Here is an 18,051-nt window from a genome sequence, read left to right as displayed (position 1 = left end):
CATGGTTGCAAGGACGCCACCGCTACATGCGCCGATGACGCAGTTTTCCACCCGCGACAACCAGCTCGTTGTCGGCGGCCAGACAGTGACTGAGCTGGCCCGCCAGGTGGGGGGCACACCCTTTTATGCCTACGACAGTGGGCTGATACGCCAGCGGGTGGCAGCGCTGCGGGGGATCATGCCGCCGGCGCTGCACCTGCACTACGCGATCAAGGCCAACCCCATGCCGGCGGTTATTGCGTTGCTGGCTACCCTGGTGGATGGCCTGGATGTCGCCTCGGCGGGTGAGGTCCAGCTGGCGTGCGCTAGCGGAATGCAGGCCGGGCGCATCAGCTTTGCCGGCCCTGGCAAAACAGACGGTGAGCTGGCGGCAGCGGTTGCAGCTGGCGTGGTGGTGAACCTGGAATCCGAGGGCGAGATGCGCCGGCTTGCGGTGCAAGGCGAACGTCTTGGCATCACCCCGCGGGTGGCAGTGAGGGTCAACCCTGCCTTCGAACTGAAAACCTCCGGCATGAAGATGGGCGGCGGCCCCAAGCCCTTCGGTGTTGACGAAGAGCGCGTTCCGCAGATGCTGGACGAACTGGCGGCCCTGGGCCTTGCCTTCCAGGGCTTTCATATCTTCGCCGGCTCCCAGAACCTGAAGGCACAGGCCATTATTGAGGCCCAGAACCTGAGCCTGGAGCTGGCGGCCCGTCTTGCCGAGGGGCTGCCAGTGGCGCCAAGTTGGGTGAACATCGGCGGCGGGCTGGGTGTGCCGTATTTTCCCGGCGAGCAGCCACTGGAGCTTGATTCCATTGCCGCCAACCTGGCGCACTTGTGCGAGGTGGCCGCGCAGCAGCTGGGCGGCGCCCACTTGGTGATGGAGCTGGGTCGCTATCTGGTGGCCGAGGCCGGGGTGTACGTGGCCGAGGTGATCGATCGCAAACAGTCGCGCGGCGAAACCTACCTCATCACTAACGGCGGGCTTCATCACCATCTGGCCGCCTCCGGCAACTTCGGCCAGGTCATTCGCAAGAACTACCCGGTGTGCATCGCCAGTTGCATGCAGGCCGGCGAGCAGGAGACGGTCAACATCGTCGGTCCGCTGTGTACCCCGCTGGATATTCTCGCTGACAAGGTCACTCTGCCGCGGGCCGGTGTGGGTGATCTGGTGGCGGTATTCCAGTCTGGCGCCTACGGCTACAGCGCAAGCCCCCACGGCTTCCTGAGCCATCCCTCACCACGGCAGATACTGGTATGAGTGCCCTCATGGCAGCAAGGCCCGCGGGCCGGGACATCCCATGCGTACGGTAAGCCTGTTCAACCATCATGTGCATTCGGTCTACTACCTGCTCGCGGTGATAGAAGGCCTGCTGTTCATTGCCGCCTTTTACCTGGGGGCACAGCTGTACTTCTTGCAGGAACAGGCAGAGATGGCGGAGCACATCACCTCCATCCTGCCCCGGGCGCTGGTGTTTGCCCTGGTCAGCCTTGCTGCAATGGTAGCGGTGGGCCTGTACAAACCCCATCTCCGGGAGGGCTCCAGTGGCGTATTGCTACGGCTGATGAGCGCCTTTGTGCTGACCATTTTGGGCATGTCCTTGGTATTTTACCTGCTGCCCAACCTCCACCTCTGGCGCGGTGTGTTTGCCCAGTCGCTGCTGGTTGCCTTTGTTTTCAGCCTGCTCAGCCGCGCCACGTTTTCGCGTTTGGTCGACAACGAGCAGCTCAAGTCCCGGGTGCTTGTGCTGGGCACCGGCTGGCGCGCCAATACCGCGCTGGGCTGGCTGCGTCGCGACAGTGATCGCCGCAGCTTCCGCTTTGTCGGCTTTGTGCGCAGCAACGGCGAGCCGGTGCAGGTGGAGGGGCAGAACATTGTCGAGTCGGATGTGCCGCTGGAGGCGTTGGCCGACTCGCTGGACATAGACCAGATAGTGGTTGCCCTGGATGACCGGCGCAACGCCCTGCCCATTGACGCGCTGGTAAAATGCCGCCTGGCCGGTATCGAAGTGCTGGATGTCGCCACCTTCTTCGAACGGGAGGCGGGCAAGATCATGCTGGACTTTGTCAGCCCCAGCTGGCTCGTCTTTTCCGACGGCTTCAAGCAGAGCACCTGGCGCCAGGCCAGCAAGCGTCTCTTTGACATCGTCGCCAGCCTGGCACTGTTAATGATTGTATGGCCGGTCATGATGCTGACCCTGCTCGCCATCTGGCTTGAGGATGGTTTTGGCACCCCCGCCATTTACCGGCAGCAGCGGGTGGGGCTGTATGGGCGGGTGTTCGACCTGCTGAAGCTGCGCAGCATGCGCGTGGATGCCGAGGGTGATGGCAAGGCGCGTTGGGCGGCCAAAAACGACGGCCGCATCACCCGCGTTGGCTCCGTTATTCGCCGGCTGCGCATCGACGAATTACCGCAGATTCTCAACATCCTGCGCGGGGATATGTCGCTGGTAGGCCCCCGGCCGGAGCGCCCGGAGTTTGTACGGCAACTGGAGCAGGGCATCCCGTTTTACTCGGCCCGCCACCAGGTCAAGCCGGGCATTGCGGGCTGGGCCCAGTTGCACTATCCCTATGGCGCCAGCGAGGAAGACGCGCGCCAGAAACTGCAGTATGAGCTGTACTACATCAAGAACCACAGCGTCTTCCTCGACTTCATGATTATTCTCAGCACTACCGAGGTGGTGCTCTTTGGCGAGGGCGTGCGCTGAGTCGCTAGTGGTTGTCAGCTTTTCTGACAGTCCGGGCGATGATGTCAGCCTTGGCGTTGGCTTGCGATAGCCAAGCCCCTGATTTGAACGAGCAATTTCGAGTTGGTGCAATAGTTGCTTGCAACGGTTGCTGCCGGCTGGACTTCCTGTCCTTGCTGTAGGACAGTGGTATTAAAGGCACAGGTCACACACAGAAAGACCAGCCAATAAGAAGAACCACCGTGGGGGAAATGTCACATGGAGTTTACACTCGGCATCCTTGCCGTTTTGCTGCTCGTGGCCTTGGGGCTAGCTGTTTTCGTTTTTACCTATTCGGCGCGATCCTATGTCTCGGAGTGCTATTGCAGCCCCGACGAGCGCCGGCCGCCGCGTCACCCACGCTATCACGTGAGCCGGGCCACCGCCGACCGCAGGCGTGAGGCTGGTCACAGTTTCCCATGCGAAATCAACGGGCTGTGGGTGGTGAAGGATCGCCGCTCCAGGCGCGAGCGACGCGGCTAAAGCAGCTAGTTACCACAGTTCGGGCCCGCCTTTGCGAGCTGGCCCACATTTTTACAATCTGGACACTGCAATCCCCGGGGATTTGGCTATGCTTCAACTCCCCCAACAGGCAATCAACGGATGATGCAGGGACGGATGTTCAATGAGATCGATAGGTGAACTGCTGCCGGGCACCGGTAGCCAGACAAAGGATTCATCGCGCAAAAGCTACGGCCGCCTGCTGGCGGTGGGGTTGTTGCTGCTGACTATCTACCTGGTAATGCGCTGGGCACCACTGGAAGGCTCCGGCGGCGTTGGCGCAGCCGAGCTCGGCCTGCTGGCACTGTGGTGCCTGGGCGGTGTGGTGACCCTGGGCTTCCTGGCCTTGGCGGGCCGTAAATCCTCTTCATAAATACCCCTGCCGGGCGCAGCCTGCCACCATTTGGCGCTGCGGCCCCGGCATCCCTCTTACCGATCACATAGCCGCGTGCCCCTCAGGCCGGCGGCAGTGACACCTCCATCACGGGCAGGCTCTCGGGCATGCCGCCAATGGTGACCGCGCAGCGCGAGAAGGTGTTGAACAGCAGCAGGGCCAGTGACAGATGGGCGATTTCCTGCGCCGTAAAGGCATCGGCCAGCTCCGCCTGATGCTCACTCGACAGGGTGTCAGGCCCGTCCAGGTAGGCGTCGGCAAAGGCCAGCGCCAGGCGCTCCCGCCGGGTGAGTTGCTGGCGGCCCTGGGCGCTGCCCATCCATTCAATCTGCTGTTCGGTCAGGCCGTCTTCTTTGGCGATGTCGTAGCGGGCATTGCGGCAGAACACGCAGTTCACCCGCTGGGCGTTGCGCAGGCGCACCAGTTCCAGCAGGGCGGGGCCGAGGGGGCCCTCCAGCCAGACAGCGCGGGACAGGGGAATGTAGGCATCGAGCACCGTGGGCACCAGGGCCAGGGCGGAATCGCGTACCGGGTCACCGGTTTGGGTGCTGGGGCCATGGGCGCGGGGTTGGCTGCTCATTGTGCGGCCTCCGGGGGCAGTTGCCACAGCAGGCTGAGGCGGGTCAGGCCAAAAAACAGGCCCATGGCTTCCGTCAGGGCGACAAAGCCGGGTTCACCCACGTGGGCTTTTACGGCATCGGCCTGGGCATCGGTGATAGCCGCCGGGTCGGCGGTGTAAACCTCGCACAGATCGAGGCAGGCCCGCTCCACCGCGCCAAAGGCCGGGTGGCGGTGCCAGTGCTGGAGGTTTTCGCGCTGAGCCTCGGGTACGGCGATGGAGGGGCGCTGCCACTCCACGTCACAGCGGTGCAACTGGGCAATGCGCAGGCGGCACAGCTCCAGCAGCGCAGGGGGGATGGCGTCCTGTGACCACAGGCTGGCGTACAGGGCGTCAAAGCCCGGCTGGAAGGCCGGTAGCGTGGCGAAAACGTCGTCCCGGGTGGTGGCTTGGCTGAACCAGGTCATGGGTGCCTCGTATCGTTATGTGTATAGCGTGGCTTGGCTGACACCATTGAAGTGCCAGGCGACCAAGCAGGCAAGGGCTGCCGCCTGCGCGGTGGCCGCTGGTTCAGGCAATCAGCCTGTGCCGGTGGCCGTGCGGGCGTTAGAATGCAGCGGCCCCTCCCGCCGCTGAGATGCCCCGATGACAGACAGAGATGCCGCAACCGGCCTGCTTGCAGGTATCGTCGCCTTTTTAATCTGGGGCCTGGCCCCGCTCTACTTCAAGGCCCTGCAGCACATTCCGGCCACCGAGATCCTGGCCCACCGCAGCCTCTGGTCGCTGGCCCTGGCCCTGCTGGTGCTGCTGGCCGTTGGCAAACTGCCAGACCTGTGGGCAACTCTTAAGGACCGGCGCCGGCTGGCGGTGCTGCTGCTGTCCACGGCGCTGATCGGCAGCAACTGGCTGGTGTTCATCTGGGCCATCAATAGCAACCGGGTGCTGGAGGCGAGCCTGGGTTACTACATCAACCCCCTGCTGAACATTGTGCTTGGCATTGTGTTTTTGGGGGAGCGTTTTCGCCTGCTGCAATGGGCCGCCGTGGCCCTGGCGGCGGTGGGCATTGCCCACGAGTTGTGGCAGTTCGGCCGGTTGCCGCTGGTGGCGCTGTTTCTGGCCCTGTCCTTTGGCTTTTACGGCCTGGTGCGCAAGCAAGCCCCGGTGGAGAGCCTCACCGGGCTGGCGGTGGAAACCCTGTTCATGTTCCCGCTGGCACTGGCCTACCTGCTGTGGAGCGACAGCCCCACCAGTAACCTGCTGCACAACAGCGCCCCGTTGAATGCGCTGCTGCTGTTTGCCGGCCCCCTGACCCTGGTGCCGCTGCTGCTGTTCAATATCGCCGCCCGGCGGTTGAACCTGTCGACCGTCGGGTTCCTGCAGTACCTGGGCCCCACCCTGATGCTGGTGCTGGCGGTGCTGGTGTTTCACGAGCCGTTTTCCGAGGGCAAGCGGCTGACCTTCGCCCTGGTATGGCTTGGCCTGCTGCTGTACACAGCCGACGCCCTGCTGCAGCGCCGGCGCCTGCGCCGGCAGCGGGATATCGGCTGAACCCGGTCGGGCAAAAAAGATACCCGAAATTCGAAAATAGGCCTCGGCAGACGGCAGGGATTTCCGTAGTATGGACCCTGGCTGGTGGGCAGGTGCCGCTATCGGCGCCGGGCAGTGCCAGCGAACGGATAACAATAAGCAAGGATCCGACTATGGCTTCCATCCCGGCAGCGGCAGCGCCCGGCTCGTACACCGGCGAGGGCTTCGGCACCCCCGGCTATCGCAATTTTGTGCTCTACACCCTTACCCTGGTGTACACCCTCAACTTCATCGACCGGGTGCTGATCGGGGTGGTGGCCCAGCCCATCATTGAGGAGTTCCGCCTGCAGGACTGGCAGTTTGGTCTGCTGTCCGGCTTTGGCTTTGCGCTCATGTATACGCTGATGGGCATCCCCATCGCCCGACTGTCGGAGCGCTACAACCGGGTGCGGATCATCGCCGCCAGCGTCATCCTGTGGTCGGGCATGACGGCCCTGTGCGGTGTGGCCGGCGGCTTTCTCTCGCTGCTGGTGTTTCGCATCGGGGTCGGGATTGGCGAGGCGGGCTGCACGCCGCCGGCCAATTCGCTGATTGCCGATTATTTCCCCCCGCGCAGCCGCGCCCGCGCCCTGGCCATTTACTCCATGGGCATCACCATTGGCGGGGTGCTGGCCAACGCCTTTGGTGGCCCGGTGGCAGAACTGTTCTCCTGGCGCGAAGCCTTCCTGGTACTGGGCATACCCGGCGTTCTGATTGGGGTGATTGTGCTGTTTGTCATCAAGGAGCCGCCGCGGGGCTATGCGGACCCCCCAGGTACGCCGGTGGTGGCGCCGCTGGGCTTTCGCGACACCCTGGCGGAACTGGCGGGCAAGCCCAGCTTCTGGGTGAATACCATTGCGGCTGCGCTGGTAGCCTTCGTGGGCTACGGCATCATTAACTTCCAGGCGGCCTTTTTCCAGCGGGTGTACGGCATGTCGGTGGCGGAGGTGGCCATGGAGGTGGCGGTGCCGCTGGGCCTGGCCGCCTCATTCGGCGCGTTTTTTGCCGGCTACCTCACCGAGCGTATCAGTGTGCGCTTTCCCAACGCCGTGGCCTGGCTGCCTGGCCTTGGGCTGCTGCTGTCGCTGCCCCTGTATTACGCGGCCCTGACTGCCGCCAGCGCTAGTATGGCCCTGGCGTTGATGATTGTGGGTGCCATCCTGCATTACAGCTATCTCGGCGCCCAGTACACTATTTGCCAGGGCGTGGTAAGCACCCGCTCCCGGGCCACCGCGGTGGCCTTCTTCCTGTTTATTGTGAACCTTGTGGGCTATGGCCTGGGGCCGCTCTGGGTGGGGCTGCTGAGCGACCTGCGCATGGATGCCCTGCTGCAGGCCGGCCCCTGGGCGGCGGAGCTGTCGCTTGCGGCCTGCAAGGCCGGTGAGAGCGAGCTGCTGGCGAGCCTTGGTGAAGCCAAGGCCCAGGCCTGCCTGCAGGCCAGTGCCCTGGGCCTGCGCCAATCCCTCACGGCCACGGTGTTCGTTCTGGGCGTGGCGGGCCTGCTCTACCTCTACCTGTGCCGGGGTCTGCAGCGGGACCTGGTGGCCAAGTTGCACTGACTGGCACGCCGTTTTTCCGGCCTGGCCGGGGGCTCCGGGCCAGGCACCAGCGCCCTGCGGCTTATTGCATAGCCGCCAGAATCCTCGGCAGGTTGGGCTGGTTGTTGCTGCTGCCGAGCCCCCCGTCAATCACCACCTCGGTGCCGGTGATGTAACTGGCGCCGGGGCAGAGCAAAAAGGCCACCAGGTTTGCCACTTCCTCTGCGCGCCCGCTGCGCCCCAGGGCAATGGCGTCTACCCAGGGTTGGTGAATGTCGTCTATGGATGCGCTGGCCGCCGTTAGCGGGGTGTCGATGAGCCCTGGGCACACTGCCACGGCGCGGATACCTTCCGGCCCGTGATCCAGCGCCAGGGTGCGGGTGTAGTTGATCACCCCGGCCTTGGCGGCGTTGTAGGCGGCAAAGCCATGGTCGGCGCGCACACCGCTGAGAGAGGCAATATTGACAATGCAGCCACCGCCCCGGCGGCGCAGGTGGGGCAGGGCCGCCCGGCAGCTGTAGAACACGCCGTTCAGGTCGATATCAATCACCCGGGCCCAGTCGGCCAGCGGCAAATCCACGCTGTTGCCGAGGCTGCCGATACCGGCGCTGCACACCAGCCCGTCCAGCCCGCCGAAGGTATCCGCCGCCAGGGCGCAGGCCGCTTCCAACTGGCCGATGTCACAGACATCGGTGCGCTGGTACAGCACCTGGCCGGGCCAGCTAGCGGCCAGTTCGCTGCCGTGTTCGTCGTTGATATCGGCAATCACCACCCGGCCGCCGTGCCCGGCGAGGTAGCGAACCACCGCCGCGCCAATGCCTGATGCGCCACCGGTCACCAGGTGGGTTGTGCCGCTAAAATCAATGTCCATCGTTGCCTCCTGTTATTTTGCCGCAGCATACCGGAAGCCCCTGTTGGCCCCAGTCTAAGCACCTGTACCGGATACCGATCATGCCGCCGGCGGTGCATTGTCATTGCCGCGCGCGGGCGGCAGTATCAACCCATCCCGATAACAAAGGAGTTTTCGCCATGCCTGAGGTGACACCCGAGCAGAAAAAGGCCGTGGATGGCATTCGAATTTTTCGCGCCGCAGATGCCACCGCGCTGACCGAAGAACAGATGCCGATGATGGGCATGGACGACAGTGTGATTGCCGGATTCACCAAGGTGGTGGAAGCCGGTGCTGCCGAAGGCGGCGGAGAGCAGGTACAGTGCCTGTTCCGCGACGAAAAGCCCGGTGGCTTCAGCCTCTGCAGGGCCTGGTTCAAGAGCGGCTTTGTGTTGCCCCGGCACTCCCACGATGCCGACTGCCTGTACTACGTGCTGGGGGGAGAGATTCACCTGGGTCGCAAAGTGCTGGGCAAGGGCGATGGCTTTTATGTCCCGGCCGATGCTCCCTACAGTTACGAAACCGGGCCGGAGGGGGCCGAAGTGCTGGAGTTTCGCAACGCGCCTTTCTTTCACATCCTCTTTACCAACAACAGCGAAGCACACTGGGACCGGGTGGCCAATGCCTACCGCGAGCGCAGCGAGGCGTGGAAGGAAGAGCGCGTGCCGCCCACCGAACGCTGACGCTGAGCGCCAGCGGCAGTGCGCGCTACCGGGCGCGTGCCCGGTACGCCCTGGGGGTGGTGTTGAACCAGCGGCGGCAGGCCCGGTTGAAGGCGCTCTGCTCGGAATAACCCAGCAGGCCGCTGACCTGGCTCAGGTACAAGCCGGGCTGGCTGAGGTAGTAGGCCGCCTGGTCGCGGCGCACACCGTCCAGCAGGGCATCGTAGCGCTGGCCCTCATCCGCCAGGCGGCGCTGCAGGGTGCGCGGGTGCAGGGCCAGGTGCTCGGCAATATTGCGCGCCGTGCACTGCCCGGTGGGCAGCAGCTGTTCGATCAGCCCGCGCACCTGCCCGGTCAGGTGACGCCCCCGCGTGGCAAAGTGTTCCTCCAGGTAGGCGGTGGCCAGGCGATGGGTTTCTGCATCGGCCTGGTCGATGGTCTGGTTGGCCAGGCTGGCATCAATCAGAAAACCACACCAGTCGCGGTCAAACTCCACGGTGCCGCCAAACACTTCCCGATACGCGCTCACTGGCGCCATGCGGCTGTGGCGAAAACCCACCCGGCGCAGGCGCAGCTGCTTGCCGGCGGGCAGCCGCAATAGCTGCAGCCCGTTAGCCAGGCTCAGCTCGTAGGCCTGGCGGTTCTGTTGCAGGCTGAGTTCGCTGATGCGGTAGTCGAATTGCAGGGAGCCGTCTTCGGGGTGGGTGCGCAGCGCCAGCGACAGGGCAGGGGAGTGGGTGTACAGGTAGCGGGCGATACTGCGGCAGGCATCCAGCACCGTGCGCGCATTGCGCGCGATCACGGCAACCGGCCCCAGCGTCTCCCAGCCCTGGTAGCGCGCCAGGCGCAGGCCAAAATCCGGGCAGTCAAAGGCCGCCGCGCTGGCTTCAAACAGCAGCGCCGCGTTGCGGTAGGGGATAAAGCGCTCGATATCGTGCTGGCCAGCGCTTGGCAGGTGATAGCGCCGCAGCAGGGGGGCCGGGTCGCCGCCGAGCTCCCGGATGAGCTGTTCATAGCCGCGCAGGGTGGTGGCGCGAATCAGGCTGTTCATAGTGGCCGCTGCTGTCGGGGTGACGCTCTAAGATAAAAAACTGTCGCCTAAAGTCAATTCTGCCTGGCAGCAAGGGGCTATGCTCAAACCCACTCATGCAAAGAATAACCATGGCAAAGCCAGGAGTACCGCGACATGCAGGCAGTCAATCGCGATGACATCTACGACGTACTGATTATTGGCGCAGGCCTGTCGGGCATTGGCACGGCCTGCCACCTGGCCCGGGAGTGCCCCGACAAGCGCGTTGCCATCGTCGAGCGCCGCGAATGCATGGGCGGCACCTGGGACCTGTTCCGCTACCCGGGTATTCGCTCGGACTCCGACATGCTCAGTTTCAGCTACGACTTCCGGCCCTGGAACAAGCTGCGCACACTGGCCGACGGGCCGTCGATTCGCGAGTACATCCGCCAGACCGCCGCCGAGCACCGGTTGGAAGACAAAATTCACTACGGCCTGCAGGTGCGCGAAGCCAGCTGGGACAGCCGCGAACAGTGCTGGACCTTACAGGCCGTGTGCCAGCGCAGTGGCGAGCCCCGCCACTTTCGCAGCCGCTTCCTGATGAGCTGCACCGGCTACTACAACTACGATAGCGGCTACCGCCCGGCCTTTCCCGAGGAGCAGCGCTTTCGCGGCACCATTGTGCATCCCCAGCACTGGCCGGAAGACCTCGACTACAGCGGCAAGCGGGTGCTGGTGATTGGCAGCGGCGCTACCGCCGTGACACTGGTGCCGGCCATGGCCGGCACCGCTGCCCATGTCACCATGCTGCAGCGCTCCCCCAGTTACGTGTACTCCCTGCCCGGCAGCGACCGCCTGACCGGACTGCTGGCCCGGCTTTTGCCGGGCGACCTGGCCTACCGCTTTGCGCGGCGGCGCAACATCCTCCTGCAGCAGCTGACCTTCAAGGCCTGCCGGCGCTGGCCGCAATTCATGCGCCGCCACCTGCTGCGCAAAGCCCAGAAGCAGCTTGGCCCCGATTTTGATATGCGCCATTTCAGCCCCGCCTACATGCCCTGGGACGAGCGCCTGTGCGCCGTGCCCGACGGCGACCTGTTCAGGGTGCTGCGCGAAGGCAGCGCCTCGGTGGCTACCGGCCATATTGAATGCTTCACCGAAAACGGCGTAAAACTGCGCTCCGGCGAGGAACTGGCGGCGGACATCATCGTAACCGCAACAGGCCTGGACCTGCAGATGATGGGTGGCATGGCGGTGCGCGTGGATGAGCAGGAGCTGAAGCTCGAAGAGCAGATGACCTACCGCGGTGCGCTGGTGCAGAACCTGCCCAACCTGGCCTGGTTCTTCGGCTATACCAACGCCTCCTGGACCCTCAAGGCCGACCTTGCCGGGCGCTACCTGTGCCGGCTGCTCAAGTACATGGATGCCCGCGGCCTGGCGTCGGTCACCCCGCGCGCGCCGGCTGGTGAGAGCATGGAAGAGGGCATTCTCGATTCCCTGCAGGCCGGCTACGTGCAGCGCGGCCGGCGCCAGCTGCCGCGCCAGGGGCGCACGCCGCCCTGGGAGGTCAAAATGGACTACCGGCACGATGTGCAGCAGCTGCTGGAGCGGCCGGTGGATGACCCCTGTCTGGTGTTTGTTGCCGCTGCCGATAAGCCGGCTAGCCCTGCCTCAACGGCTCACGCCGCCTGACCGAAAAAGGAAAGCAGAACAATGACAGAACTGAACCGTGTCACGGTGCTCGGCTGCGGTGTGCTCGGCGGGCAGATCGCCTGGCACAACGCCTTTCGCGGCAAGCAGGTGGTGGTGTACGACCTCGCCGAGGCCGCACTGGCAGCCTGCCGGCAGACCCACGCACTGTACGCGGATATCTACCGGGCGGAACTGGGCGCCGGTGACGGGGACATCGACGCCACCTGGGCGCTCCTGCGCTATACCACCGCGCTGGACGATGCCGTGGGCGATGCCGACCTGGTGATAGAGGCGGTGCCGGAAGACCCGGACATCAAAGCGGCGGTGTACCGGGACATGGCGCCCTTGCTGGCGCCCCACACCCTGCTGGCCACCAACTCATCCACCCTGCTGCCCAGGGATTTTGCTGAGTACTGCGGGCGCCCCGACAAATTCTGTGCCCTGCACTACGCCAACCTGATCTGGCGTGCCAACCTGATCGAGATCATGGCCCACCCCGGCACCGCCGAGGCTACGCTCACGGCAGTGACCGGCTTTGTGATCGATACCGGCATGGTGCCCATCCCGGTGCGCAAGGAACAGAACGGCTATATTCTCAACACTTGGCTGATGGCCCTGCTGATGGCATCGCAGACGTTGGTGACCAACGAAGTGGCAACCCCCGAGGATGTAGATCGCACCTACCTCATTGCCAATCGAGGCAGTGCCGTGGGCCCCATGGGCATGATCGACATCATCGGCATGAAAACCGTATGCGACGTGCTGACGCACTGGGCTGGCGTTACCGGCGATGCGCAAATGCAGGCCAACGCCAGCTACCTGAAAACCCGCTATCTGGATCGCGGCCTGCTGGGTACCCAGAGCGGCGAAGGGTATTACCGCTACCCGGATCCTGCCTTTATGGCGCCGGATTTTCTGGCGGTGCCGGCGCACTCCGAGGTGGCGGATATTGTGGCCAAAGTGCGGCTGGCCAGCTAGCCGCCAGGGCCTGGGACGCGGCCACAAACACCGCCGCAGTCAAAGCGCTGCGCCGTGAAGCAGGAGGCAACGTCCACCCTCAGGCGTTCGACAGGCGGGTGATCTCGGCGTCAATCAGGTGCCTCAAAGTGCGCGACTCGCTACGCTCGCCTGCGCGGGCCAGGGCCTTCAACTGGGCACTGGCCCGCGTGTTGAGCGTGACCGGCAAAACCACCCAGCGCGGCTCCCGTGCCAGCACATCAGGCCCAAGGGTCATGTGGCGCAACGCACTGGCGGCGGCGCTGGATTGCGGGTCGTCGCTGGCCGCGGCCAACAGCACTTCGCACAACTGTTCCCGGTTCCAGCCCAGGCTTGCCACGCAGTCTTCGACAAAGGCTGCCTGGTAGTAATGCAGGTTCAATTGCAGGGTTGGCTCGCCTTGTTCCTGTTTTTGTGCGGGCGCTACGTCCCGCGCAGCCGCATATGGCGCATGGACGCTGGCTGCCGAGCGGTAAGCGTGCAGGGTGGCGCCGGCAATCAGCGCCAGCAGCGGGTCGGTAATTTCCGGGGTGGGGCCCTGGAAGTAAACCTGTAGCCACTCGCTCACCAACAGAGCGGCGGCAACGGCCAGGCTGGCATTGCGCAGGGCCATGCCGGCCTCCACCAGCAGCCAGGTCAGGCTGGCGTACATCACCAGCTTGCTGAAGGTCGCCATCACATTGATCAGCATATTGCCGTCCAGCGCGCCGCTGAAAGGAATCCACCGGAAGGTAGCGGGCGCCTGCCGCAGGTCGAAGGGGGCAAAGGTGGTGGCCAGCAAGGTGATGGCCAGCAACAGGGCAAGCCCGGCGGGGCGGCGCCGCCGGCGAATCGCGTACCAGGCGGGAACCGCCAGCACGCCACCGGCGACATGCTCGATGGTGGTGGCGTGGCCCACAATAAACAGGCCGCCAACCAGCGTGGCCAGCACCAGCAGGGGGTAATAGCGCTCCCGCGCCCACAGCCCCCCCGCGCTGTGCAGAAAGTGAAAGATCACCAGCCACATCACCACCTTCTGGCATACCCAGACAAGCTCGGGTGACGACGCGATCAGCTTCAGGTTGTTTTTCAAAAGTTGCAGGTCGATGGACGGCACAAAGGGCGCCCAGTTGTAGGCCAGCCAGAGCAGGCCCAGCGCCAGGGGGATGGGTGGCCATTGCCCCCCCGCAGGCGCCAGTGCAGAGAACAGGCGCGGCAGTGGCAGGTGGGCGAGGGCGCAGCCGATGGCACAGCCCAGCAGGTTCCAGATGGCATCGCTGCCGCTCGGGGTGCGCCCGGGCACAATCAATTGCGCCACCTGCAACAGGTAGGCCAGCGCAAAGCCAAGCACAAGAATCAGTGTCATCCTGCTGGCCGGGCGCAGGGCGGAATAGCCCAACATCGCCAGAAAGCCAAAGGGGACAAACAGCAACAGGTTGGCCACGATGTCGCCCCGGCCGGTATGGCCCGGGTGAAAATCAAACAGCGGCGCCAGCAGGGCGGGGTGATAGGCACCCGGGTCAAAGGTGAAGGGATACAGCGAACCGTAGGTGATCAGAATGATGAAGAACCAGAGTAACGCCCGCATTGTTCACCCTTGAACCCGCTGCCTGGGGTGATACTAGCACCAACGCCGCCACCATAGAGCGGGGCAGGCCATGCTTCAGGGGGCGAGCACGCTAAAACGCTGGGCACGATCACCTCGGCGCGAACGGTGTCAGGAACTGCAATCCAAGGCGCTGACGTATCTTTGTATATCGTTCCACGCTGCCTCGGCTTCGGGTACACCCGCACCCACTAACCCATGCCAGCCCTGAATCATCCCGGGCCAGCTATCCACCCTGACCTGAACGCCCGCCAGCGTGGCGTTGTGCGCCAGTTCCAGCGCACCGGGCGTCATCGTGTCGAATTGCCCTACCTGCAGATACAGAGGCGGCAGGCTGTGCAAATCGGCCCGGCTTGGGGACACTCTCGGGTCATCCAGTGGCAGCTTTCCACCAGTGTATTCCCGCCCCCGGTTGCGAACCCACTCGGGGGTAAGAAATGGCTCTCTACCTACCGGTGGCGTTGCTACGGAGAGGTCGTACCACCCGGTTAGCGAGACAAATGCGGCGGGCATGGGTAGCCCGCTGTCTCTGGCCAGCAGCAATGCGCAAAGCCCCAGACCACCGCCGCAGGACTCGCCGAGCATGATAATTCGATCGGCCGGCATTCCTGTGTCGATCAAGCCTTTGTAGGCAGCCAGGCAATCGTTGGCCGCGGCCGGATACCGTGCTTCCGGCGCCAGGCGGTAGTCAGGCATCACAACCTGGTGACCGAGCTGCCGCAATATGATTTCTGCGTAGAAGTGGTAGTGGTCAAGCGGGCAGGACACCAGCGCGCCGCCGTGAATGTGAAGAAAGCACCACCGCTCGTCACTGCTATCCCGCAGACGGTAGTTGCCGCAGCGAATACCACCCAGGTGTGTCTCCCGGAATATCACATCGTCGCTCAGGGGCTGACCATGGAACGGAGCCATGGTCGCCCGCACCTCTCGATAATCAGCATCGGGCGAGGCGAAATTGTCGGGAATTGTTGCAACGACTGCCTGAAACTGGGGACTCGTCATGCGATAACCTCAGGCTGATTCTCCCCAGGCTGGGGCTTACTCCTCCCGATACAAATCCACACTGGGGCAACTGCAATGCAGGTTGCGATCCCCGTACACGTTGTCGACGCGGTTCACCGAGGGCCAATACTTGCCGGCGCGCAGTGATTCGACGGGGTAGGCGGCCTGCTCGCGGCTGTAGGCGTGCTCCCACTCGCTGTTTACTACATCCGCCAGGGTGTGGGGGGCGTTCACCAGGGGGTTGTCCTTGGCGTCGAGCTTGCCGTCCTGCACGGCGCGAATTTCGTCGCGAATGGCGATGAGTGCGTCGCAGAAGCGGTCCAGTTCCCATTGGGATTCGGATTCGGTGGGCTCCACCATCAGCGTGCCGGGCACCGGGAAGCTCATGGTGGGGGCGTGGAAGCCGAAGTCCACCAGGCGTTTTGCAATGTCTTCCTCACTGATGCCGCTTTCTTCCTTCAGCGGGCGGATGTCCACAATGCATTCGTGGGCCACGTTGCCGGTAGTGCCGGTGTAGAGAATCTTGTAGTGATCCTTCAGCCGGTGGGCGATGTAGTTGGCGTTGAGAATGGCGACCTTGGTCGCCTGGGTCAGCCCTTCGCCGCCCATGAGGGCGATGTAGGCCCAGGAGATCGGCAGGATGGAGGTGCTGCCGTAGGGGGTGGCGGACACAACGTCGTTGTTGGCATCCAGGCCCGGCACCGGGCGCACCGGGTTGGTGGGCAGGAAGGGGGCCAGGTGGGCACCCACGCCAATCGGGCCCATGCCCGGGCCGCCGCCACCGTGGGGGATGCAGAAGGTTTTGTGCAGGTTGAGGTGCGATACATCCGCGCCAAACTTGCCGGGGGCGGCCAGGCCCACCAGGGCGTTCAGGTTGGCGCCGTCCACGTACACCTGCCCGCCGTGTTTATGCACCACGTCACACAGCTCGATGATGGATTCCTCGAACACGCCGTGGGTAGAGGGATAGGTGACCATGATGCAGGACAGGTCGTCGGTGTGGCGCTCGGCCTTGGCCTTCAGGTCGGCCATGTCGATGTTGCCCTTGCTGTCGCATTCCACGATCACGATCTTCATGCCCGCCAGCGCGGCGCTGGCCGGGTTGGTGCCGTGAGCGGAAGAGGGGATCAGGCACACGTTGCGCTGGTGATCGCCACGGCTCTCGTGATAGCGGCGAATGGCCAGCAGGCCGGCGTATTCGCCCTGGGAGCCGGCGTTGGGCTGCATGGAGATGGCGTCGTAGCCGGTGCACTCCTTCAGCATGTGTTCCAGCTCCGCCAGCAGGTCGGCGTAGCCCTCGGTTTGCTCGGCCGGTGCGAAGGGGTGCAGGGCGCCAAATTCCGGCCAGGTGACGGCCAGCATCTCGGTGGTGGCGTTGAGCTTCATGGTGCAGGAGCCGAGGGGGATCATGGCCCGGTTGAGGGCGATGTCTTTCTCTTCCAGGCGGCGCATGTAGCGCAGCATTTCGGTCTCTGAGTGGTAGTCGTTGAACAGCGGGTGTTGCAGGTAGTCGCTGCTGCGGCGCAGGCTGTTGGGGATGCCGTCCAGTTCGGCCACTTCGGAATCAAAGCTGGTGCAGGGGCTGGTGGGGGCCTTGCCGGTGAAAATTTCCACCAGCAGGTCCACGTCTGCCGCGCTGCTGGTTTCGTCCAGCGACACGCCCAGGCGGTCCTCGCCAATCAGGCGTAGGTTGCAGCCCTTGTCCAGTGCGCGCTGCACGATGTCGTCGCAGCCCTCTCCCACGGTGTAGGTCAGGGTGTCGAACCAATGGTCGTTGTCGGGCGTGAGGTTGGCGCTGGCTAGGGCGCGCTGCAGCAGGCTGGTGAGGCGCTGCACCCGCTGGGCAATGCGTTGCAGGCCAACCGGACCGTGATACATGGCGTAAAAGGCCGCCATGATGGCCAGCAGGGCCTGGGCGGTGCAGATGTTGCTGGTGGCCTTTTCGCGGCGGATGTGCTGCTCGCGGGTTTGCATGGCCATGCGCAGGGCCGGGTTGCCGCGGCGGTCGACAGAAACTCCGATGATGCGGCCGGGGGTGGAGCGCTTGTAGGCGTCGCGGGTGGCGAAGAAGGCCGCGTGCGGCCCGCCAAAGCCCATGGGCACGCCAAAGCGCTGGGTGTTGCCCACCACCGCGTCGGCTCCCAGTTCACCGGGGCTTTTCACCAGCAGCAGGGCCAGGATGTCGGCGGCCACGGTAACCAGGGTCTCGGCCTCGTGGGCCTTCTCGATCAGCGGGCTGATGTCTTGGAGATGGCCGTAGGTGCCGGGGTATTGCAGCAGGGCGCCGAAGGCATCGGTGGAGCCGATCAGCTCCGCCGGGTCGCCGATCACCACATCGATATCCAGCGCTTCGGCACGGGTTTTCACCACGGCGATGGTTTGGGGGTGGCAGTCTTCGGCGATAATGAAGGTCTGGCTGCGGTTTTTCTTATTCACCCGCTGCAGCAGGGTCATGGCCTCGGCGGCGGCGGTGCCTTCATCCAGCATGGAGGCGTTGGCCAGCTCCATGCCGGTCAGGTCCATCACCATTTGCTGGAAGGTCAGCAGGGCTTCCAGGCGGCCCTGTGAAATCTCCGGCTGATAGGGGGTGTAGGCGGTGTACCAGCCCGGGTTCTCCAGCACATTGCGCTGGATCACACCCGGGGTAAAGGTGTTGTGATAGCCGGTGCCAATGAAGGATTTGAACACCTTGTTCTTCTGCGCGTGCTGGCGCAGCTGGGCGATAACCGCCTGCTCGGTCTGTGCGCCGGGCAGGTTCATGGCCTGTTCGCGACGGATGGCCGCCGGCACCGTGTCTTCGATCAAAGCGTCCAGCGAGCTGTAGCCCAGCAGCTCCGCCATGGCCTGCTGCTGTTTGACAGTGGGCCCGATGTGGCGTTGGATGAAGTCCTGGTGGTTTTCCAGTTCAACGAGGGACGGACGGCTCATGGGGGCTCCGGAATATCGAAAAACAGTG

16 protein-coding genes are annotated in these 18,051 nt (G+C 64.2%); 9 read left to right on the top strand and 7 right to left on the bottom strand.

Features of this window, described 5'->3' with window-relative positions; genetic code table 11:
• The first annotated feature begins 1 nt into the window (after position 1).
• The 4 genes from DDZ17_RS04490 (at position 2) to DDZ17_RS04480 (ending at position 3,579) form a co-directional block, all read left to right on the top strand.
• A complete protein-coding gene (locus DDZ17_RS04490) occupies positions 2–1,240 on the top strand; it encodes a pyridoxal-dependent decarboxylase, exosortase A system-associated (RefSeq protein ID WP_116364710.1) in 1,239 nt (412 codons plus the stop codon).
• A 40-nt stretch (positions 1,241–1,280) separates the two neighbouring features.
• Positions 1,281–2,687: a TIGR03013 family XrtA/PEP-CTERM system glycosyltransferase gene (locus tag DDZ17_RS04485; protein WP_116364709.1), complete on the top strand. Its 1,407-nt coding sequence runs from the start codon at positions 1,281–1,283 to the stop codon at positions 2,685–2,687.
• 237 nt (positions 2,688–2,924) lie between these two features.
• Positions 2,925–3,188, top strand: a complete 264-nt coding sequence (locus DDZ17_RS22245) for a hypothetical protein (RefSeq protein WP_157976435.1) — start codon at positions 2,925–2,927, stop codon at positions 3,186–3,188.
• A 142-nt stretch (positions 3,189–3,330) separates the two neighbouring features.
• A complete protein-coding gene (locus tag DDZ17_RS04480) occupies positions 3,331–3,579 on the top strand; it encodes a hypothetical protein (RefSeq protein ID WP_116364708.1) in 249 nt (82 codons plus the stop codon).
• Positions 3,580–3,661: 82 nt separating this feature from the next.
• On the opposite strand, the gene DDZ17_RS04475 is transcribed toward DDZ17_RS04480, so the two are convergent.
• Positions 3,662–4,180, bottom strand: a complete 519-nt coding sequence (locus DDZ17_RS04475; RefSeq protein WP_116364707.1) for a carboxymuconolactone decarboxylase family protein — start codon at positions 4,178–4,180, stop codon at positions 3,662–3,664.
• Positions 4,177–4,626 carry a carboxymuconolactone decarboxylase family protein gene (locus tag DDZ17_RS04470; protein WP_116364706.1) on the bottom strand — a complete coding sequence of 150 codons (450 nt, stop codon included), beginning with the start codon at positions 4,624–4,626 and terminating at the stop codon, positions 4,177–4,179. Before DDZ17_RS04470 ends, DDZ17_RS04475 begins: the two co-directional genes overlap by 4 nt.
• Before the next feature lie 178 nt (positions 4,627–4,804).
• On the opposite strand from DDZ17_RS04470, the gene rarD reads away from it, so the two are divergent.
• Both rarD and DDZ17_RS04460 read left to right on the top strand, forming a co-directional pair.
• A complete protein-coding gene (gene rarD / locus DDZ17_RS04465) occupies positions 4,805–5,707 on the top strand; it encodes an EamA family transporter RarD (RefSeq protein ID WP_116364705.1) in 903 nt (300 codons plus the stop codon).
• 152 nt (positions 5,708–5,859) lie between these two features.
• Complete coding sequence (locus DDZ17_RS04460; RefSeq protein ID WP_116364704.1) at positions 5,860–7,284, top strand: spinster family MFS transporter; 1,425 nt, start codon at positions 5,860–5,862, stop codon at positions 7,282–7,284.
• 61 nt (positions 7,285–7,345) lie between these two features.
• Here the strand turns inward: DDZ17_RS04460 and DDZ17_RS04455 are convergent, their stop codons facing one another.
• Complete coding sequence (locus tag DDZ17_RS04455; RefSeq protein WP_116364703.1) at positions 7,346–8,134, bottom strand: SDR family NAD(P)-dependent oxidoreductase; 789 nt, start codon at positions 8,132–8,134, stop codon at positions 7,346–7,348.
• Positions 8,135–8,292: 158 nt separating this feature from the next.
• Between DDZ17_RS04455 and DDZ17_RS04450 the strand changes: the two genes are divergently transcribed.
• Entirely contained in the window at positions 8,293–8,835 is a 543-nt protein-coding gene (locus DDZ17_RS04450) for a cupin domain-containing protein (RefSeq protein WP_116364702.1), read from the top strand.
• Between the two features lie 25 nt (positions 8,836–8,860).
• On the opposite strand, the gene DDZ17_RS04445 is transcribed toward DDZ17_RS04450, so the two are convergent.
• On the bottom strand, positions 8,861–9,865 hold the full coding sequence (locus tag DDZ17_RS04445; protein WP_116364701.1) for an AraC family transcriptional regulator: 1,005 nt from the start codon (positions 9,863–9,865) through the stop codon (positions 8,861–8,863).
• Between the two features lie 135 nt (positions 9,866–10,000).
• Between DDZ17_RS04445 and DDZ17_RS04440 the strand changes: the two genes are divergently transcribed.
• Entirely contained in the window at positions 10,001–11,512 is a 1,512-nt protein-coding gene (locus DDZ17_RS04440; protein ID WP_116364700.1) for a flavin-containing monooxygenase, read from the top strand.
• A 21-nt stretch (positions 11,513–11,533) separates the two neighbouring features.
• Complete coding sequence (locus DDZ17_RS04435) at positions 11,534–12,490, top strand: 3-hydroxyacyl-CoA dehydrogenase (RefSeq protein WP_116364699.1); 957 nt, start codon at positions 11,534–11,536, stop codon at positions 12,488–12,490.
• 79 nt (positions 12,491–12,569) lie between these two features.
• Here the strand turns inward: DDZ17_RS04435 and DDZ17_RS04430 are convergent, their stop codons facing one another.
• The 3 genes from DDZ17_RS04430 to gcvP all read right to left on the bottom strand — a co-directional run bounded on the left by DDZ17_RS04430 (position 12,570) and on the right by gcvP (position 18,023).
• A complete protein-coding gene (locus DDZ17_RS04430; protein WP_116364698.1) occupies positions 12,570–14,075 on the bottom strand; it encodes a VanZ family protein in 1,506 nt (501 codons plus the stop codon).
• Between the two features lie 129 nt (positions 14,076–14,204).
• Positions 14,205–15,095, bottom strand: a complete 891-nt coding sequence (locus DDZ17_RS04425; protein WP_116364697.1) for an alpha/beta hydrolase fold domain-containing protein — start codon at positions 15,093–15,095, stop codon at positions 14,205–14,207.
• A 36-nt stretch (positions 15,096–15,131) separates the two neighbouring features.
• Positions 15,132–18,023: an aminomethyl-transferring glycine dehydrogenase gene (gene gcvP, locus DDZ17_RS04420; protein ID WP_116364696.1), complete on the bottom strand. Its 2,892-nt coding sequence runs from the start codon at positions 18,021–18,023 to the stop codon at positions 15,132–15,134.
• Between the last annotated feature and the right edge of the window lie 28 nt (positions 18,024–18,051).

Source organism: Parahaliea mediterranea, from assembly GCF_003402235.1.
In the GTDB taxonomy this organism is placed as follows: domain Bacteria; phylum Pseudomonadota; class Gammaproteobacteria; order Pseudomonadales; family Halieaceae; genus Parahaliea; species Parahaliea mediterranea.
The sequence above is the reverse complement of the archived record's forward strand: the minus strand, read 5'-3'. Positions and strand labels throughout refer to the sequence as shown.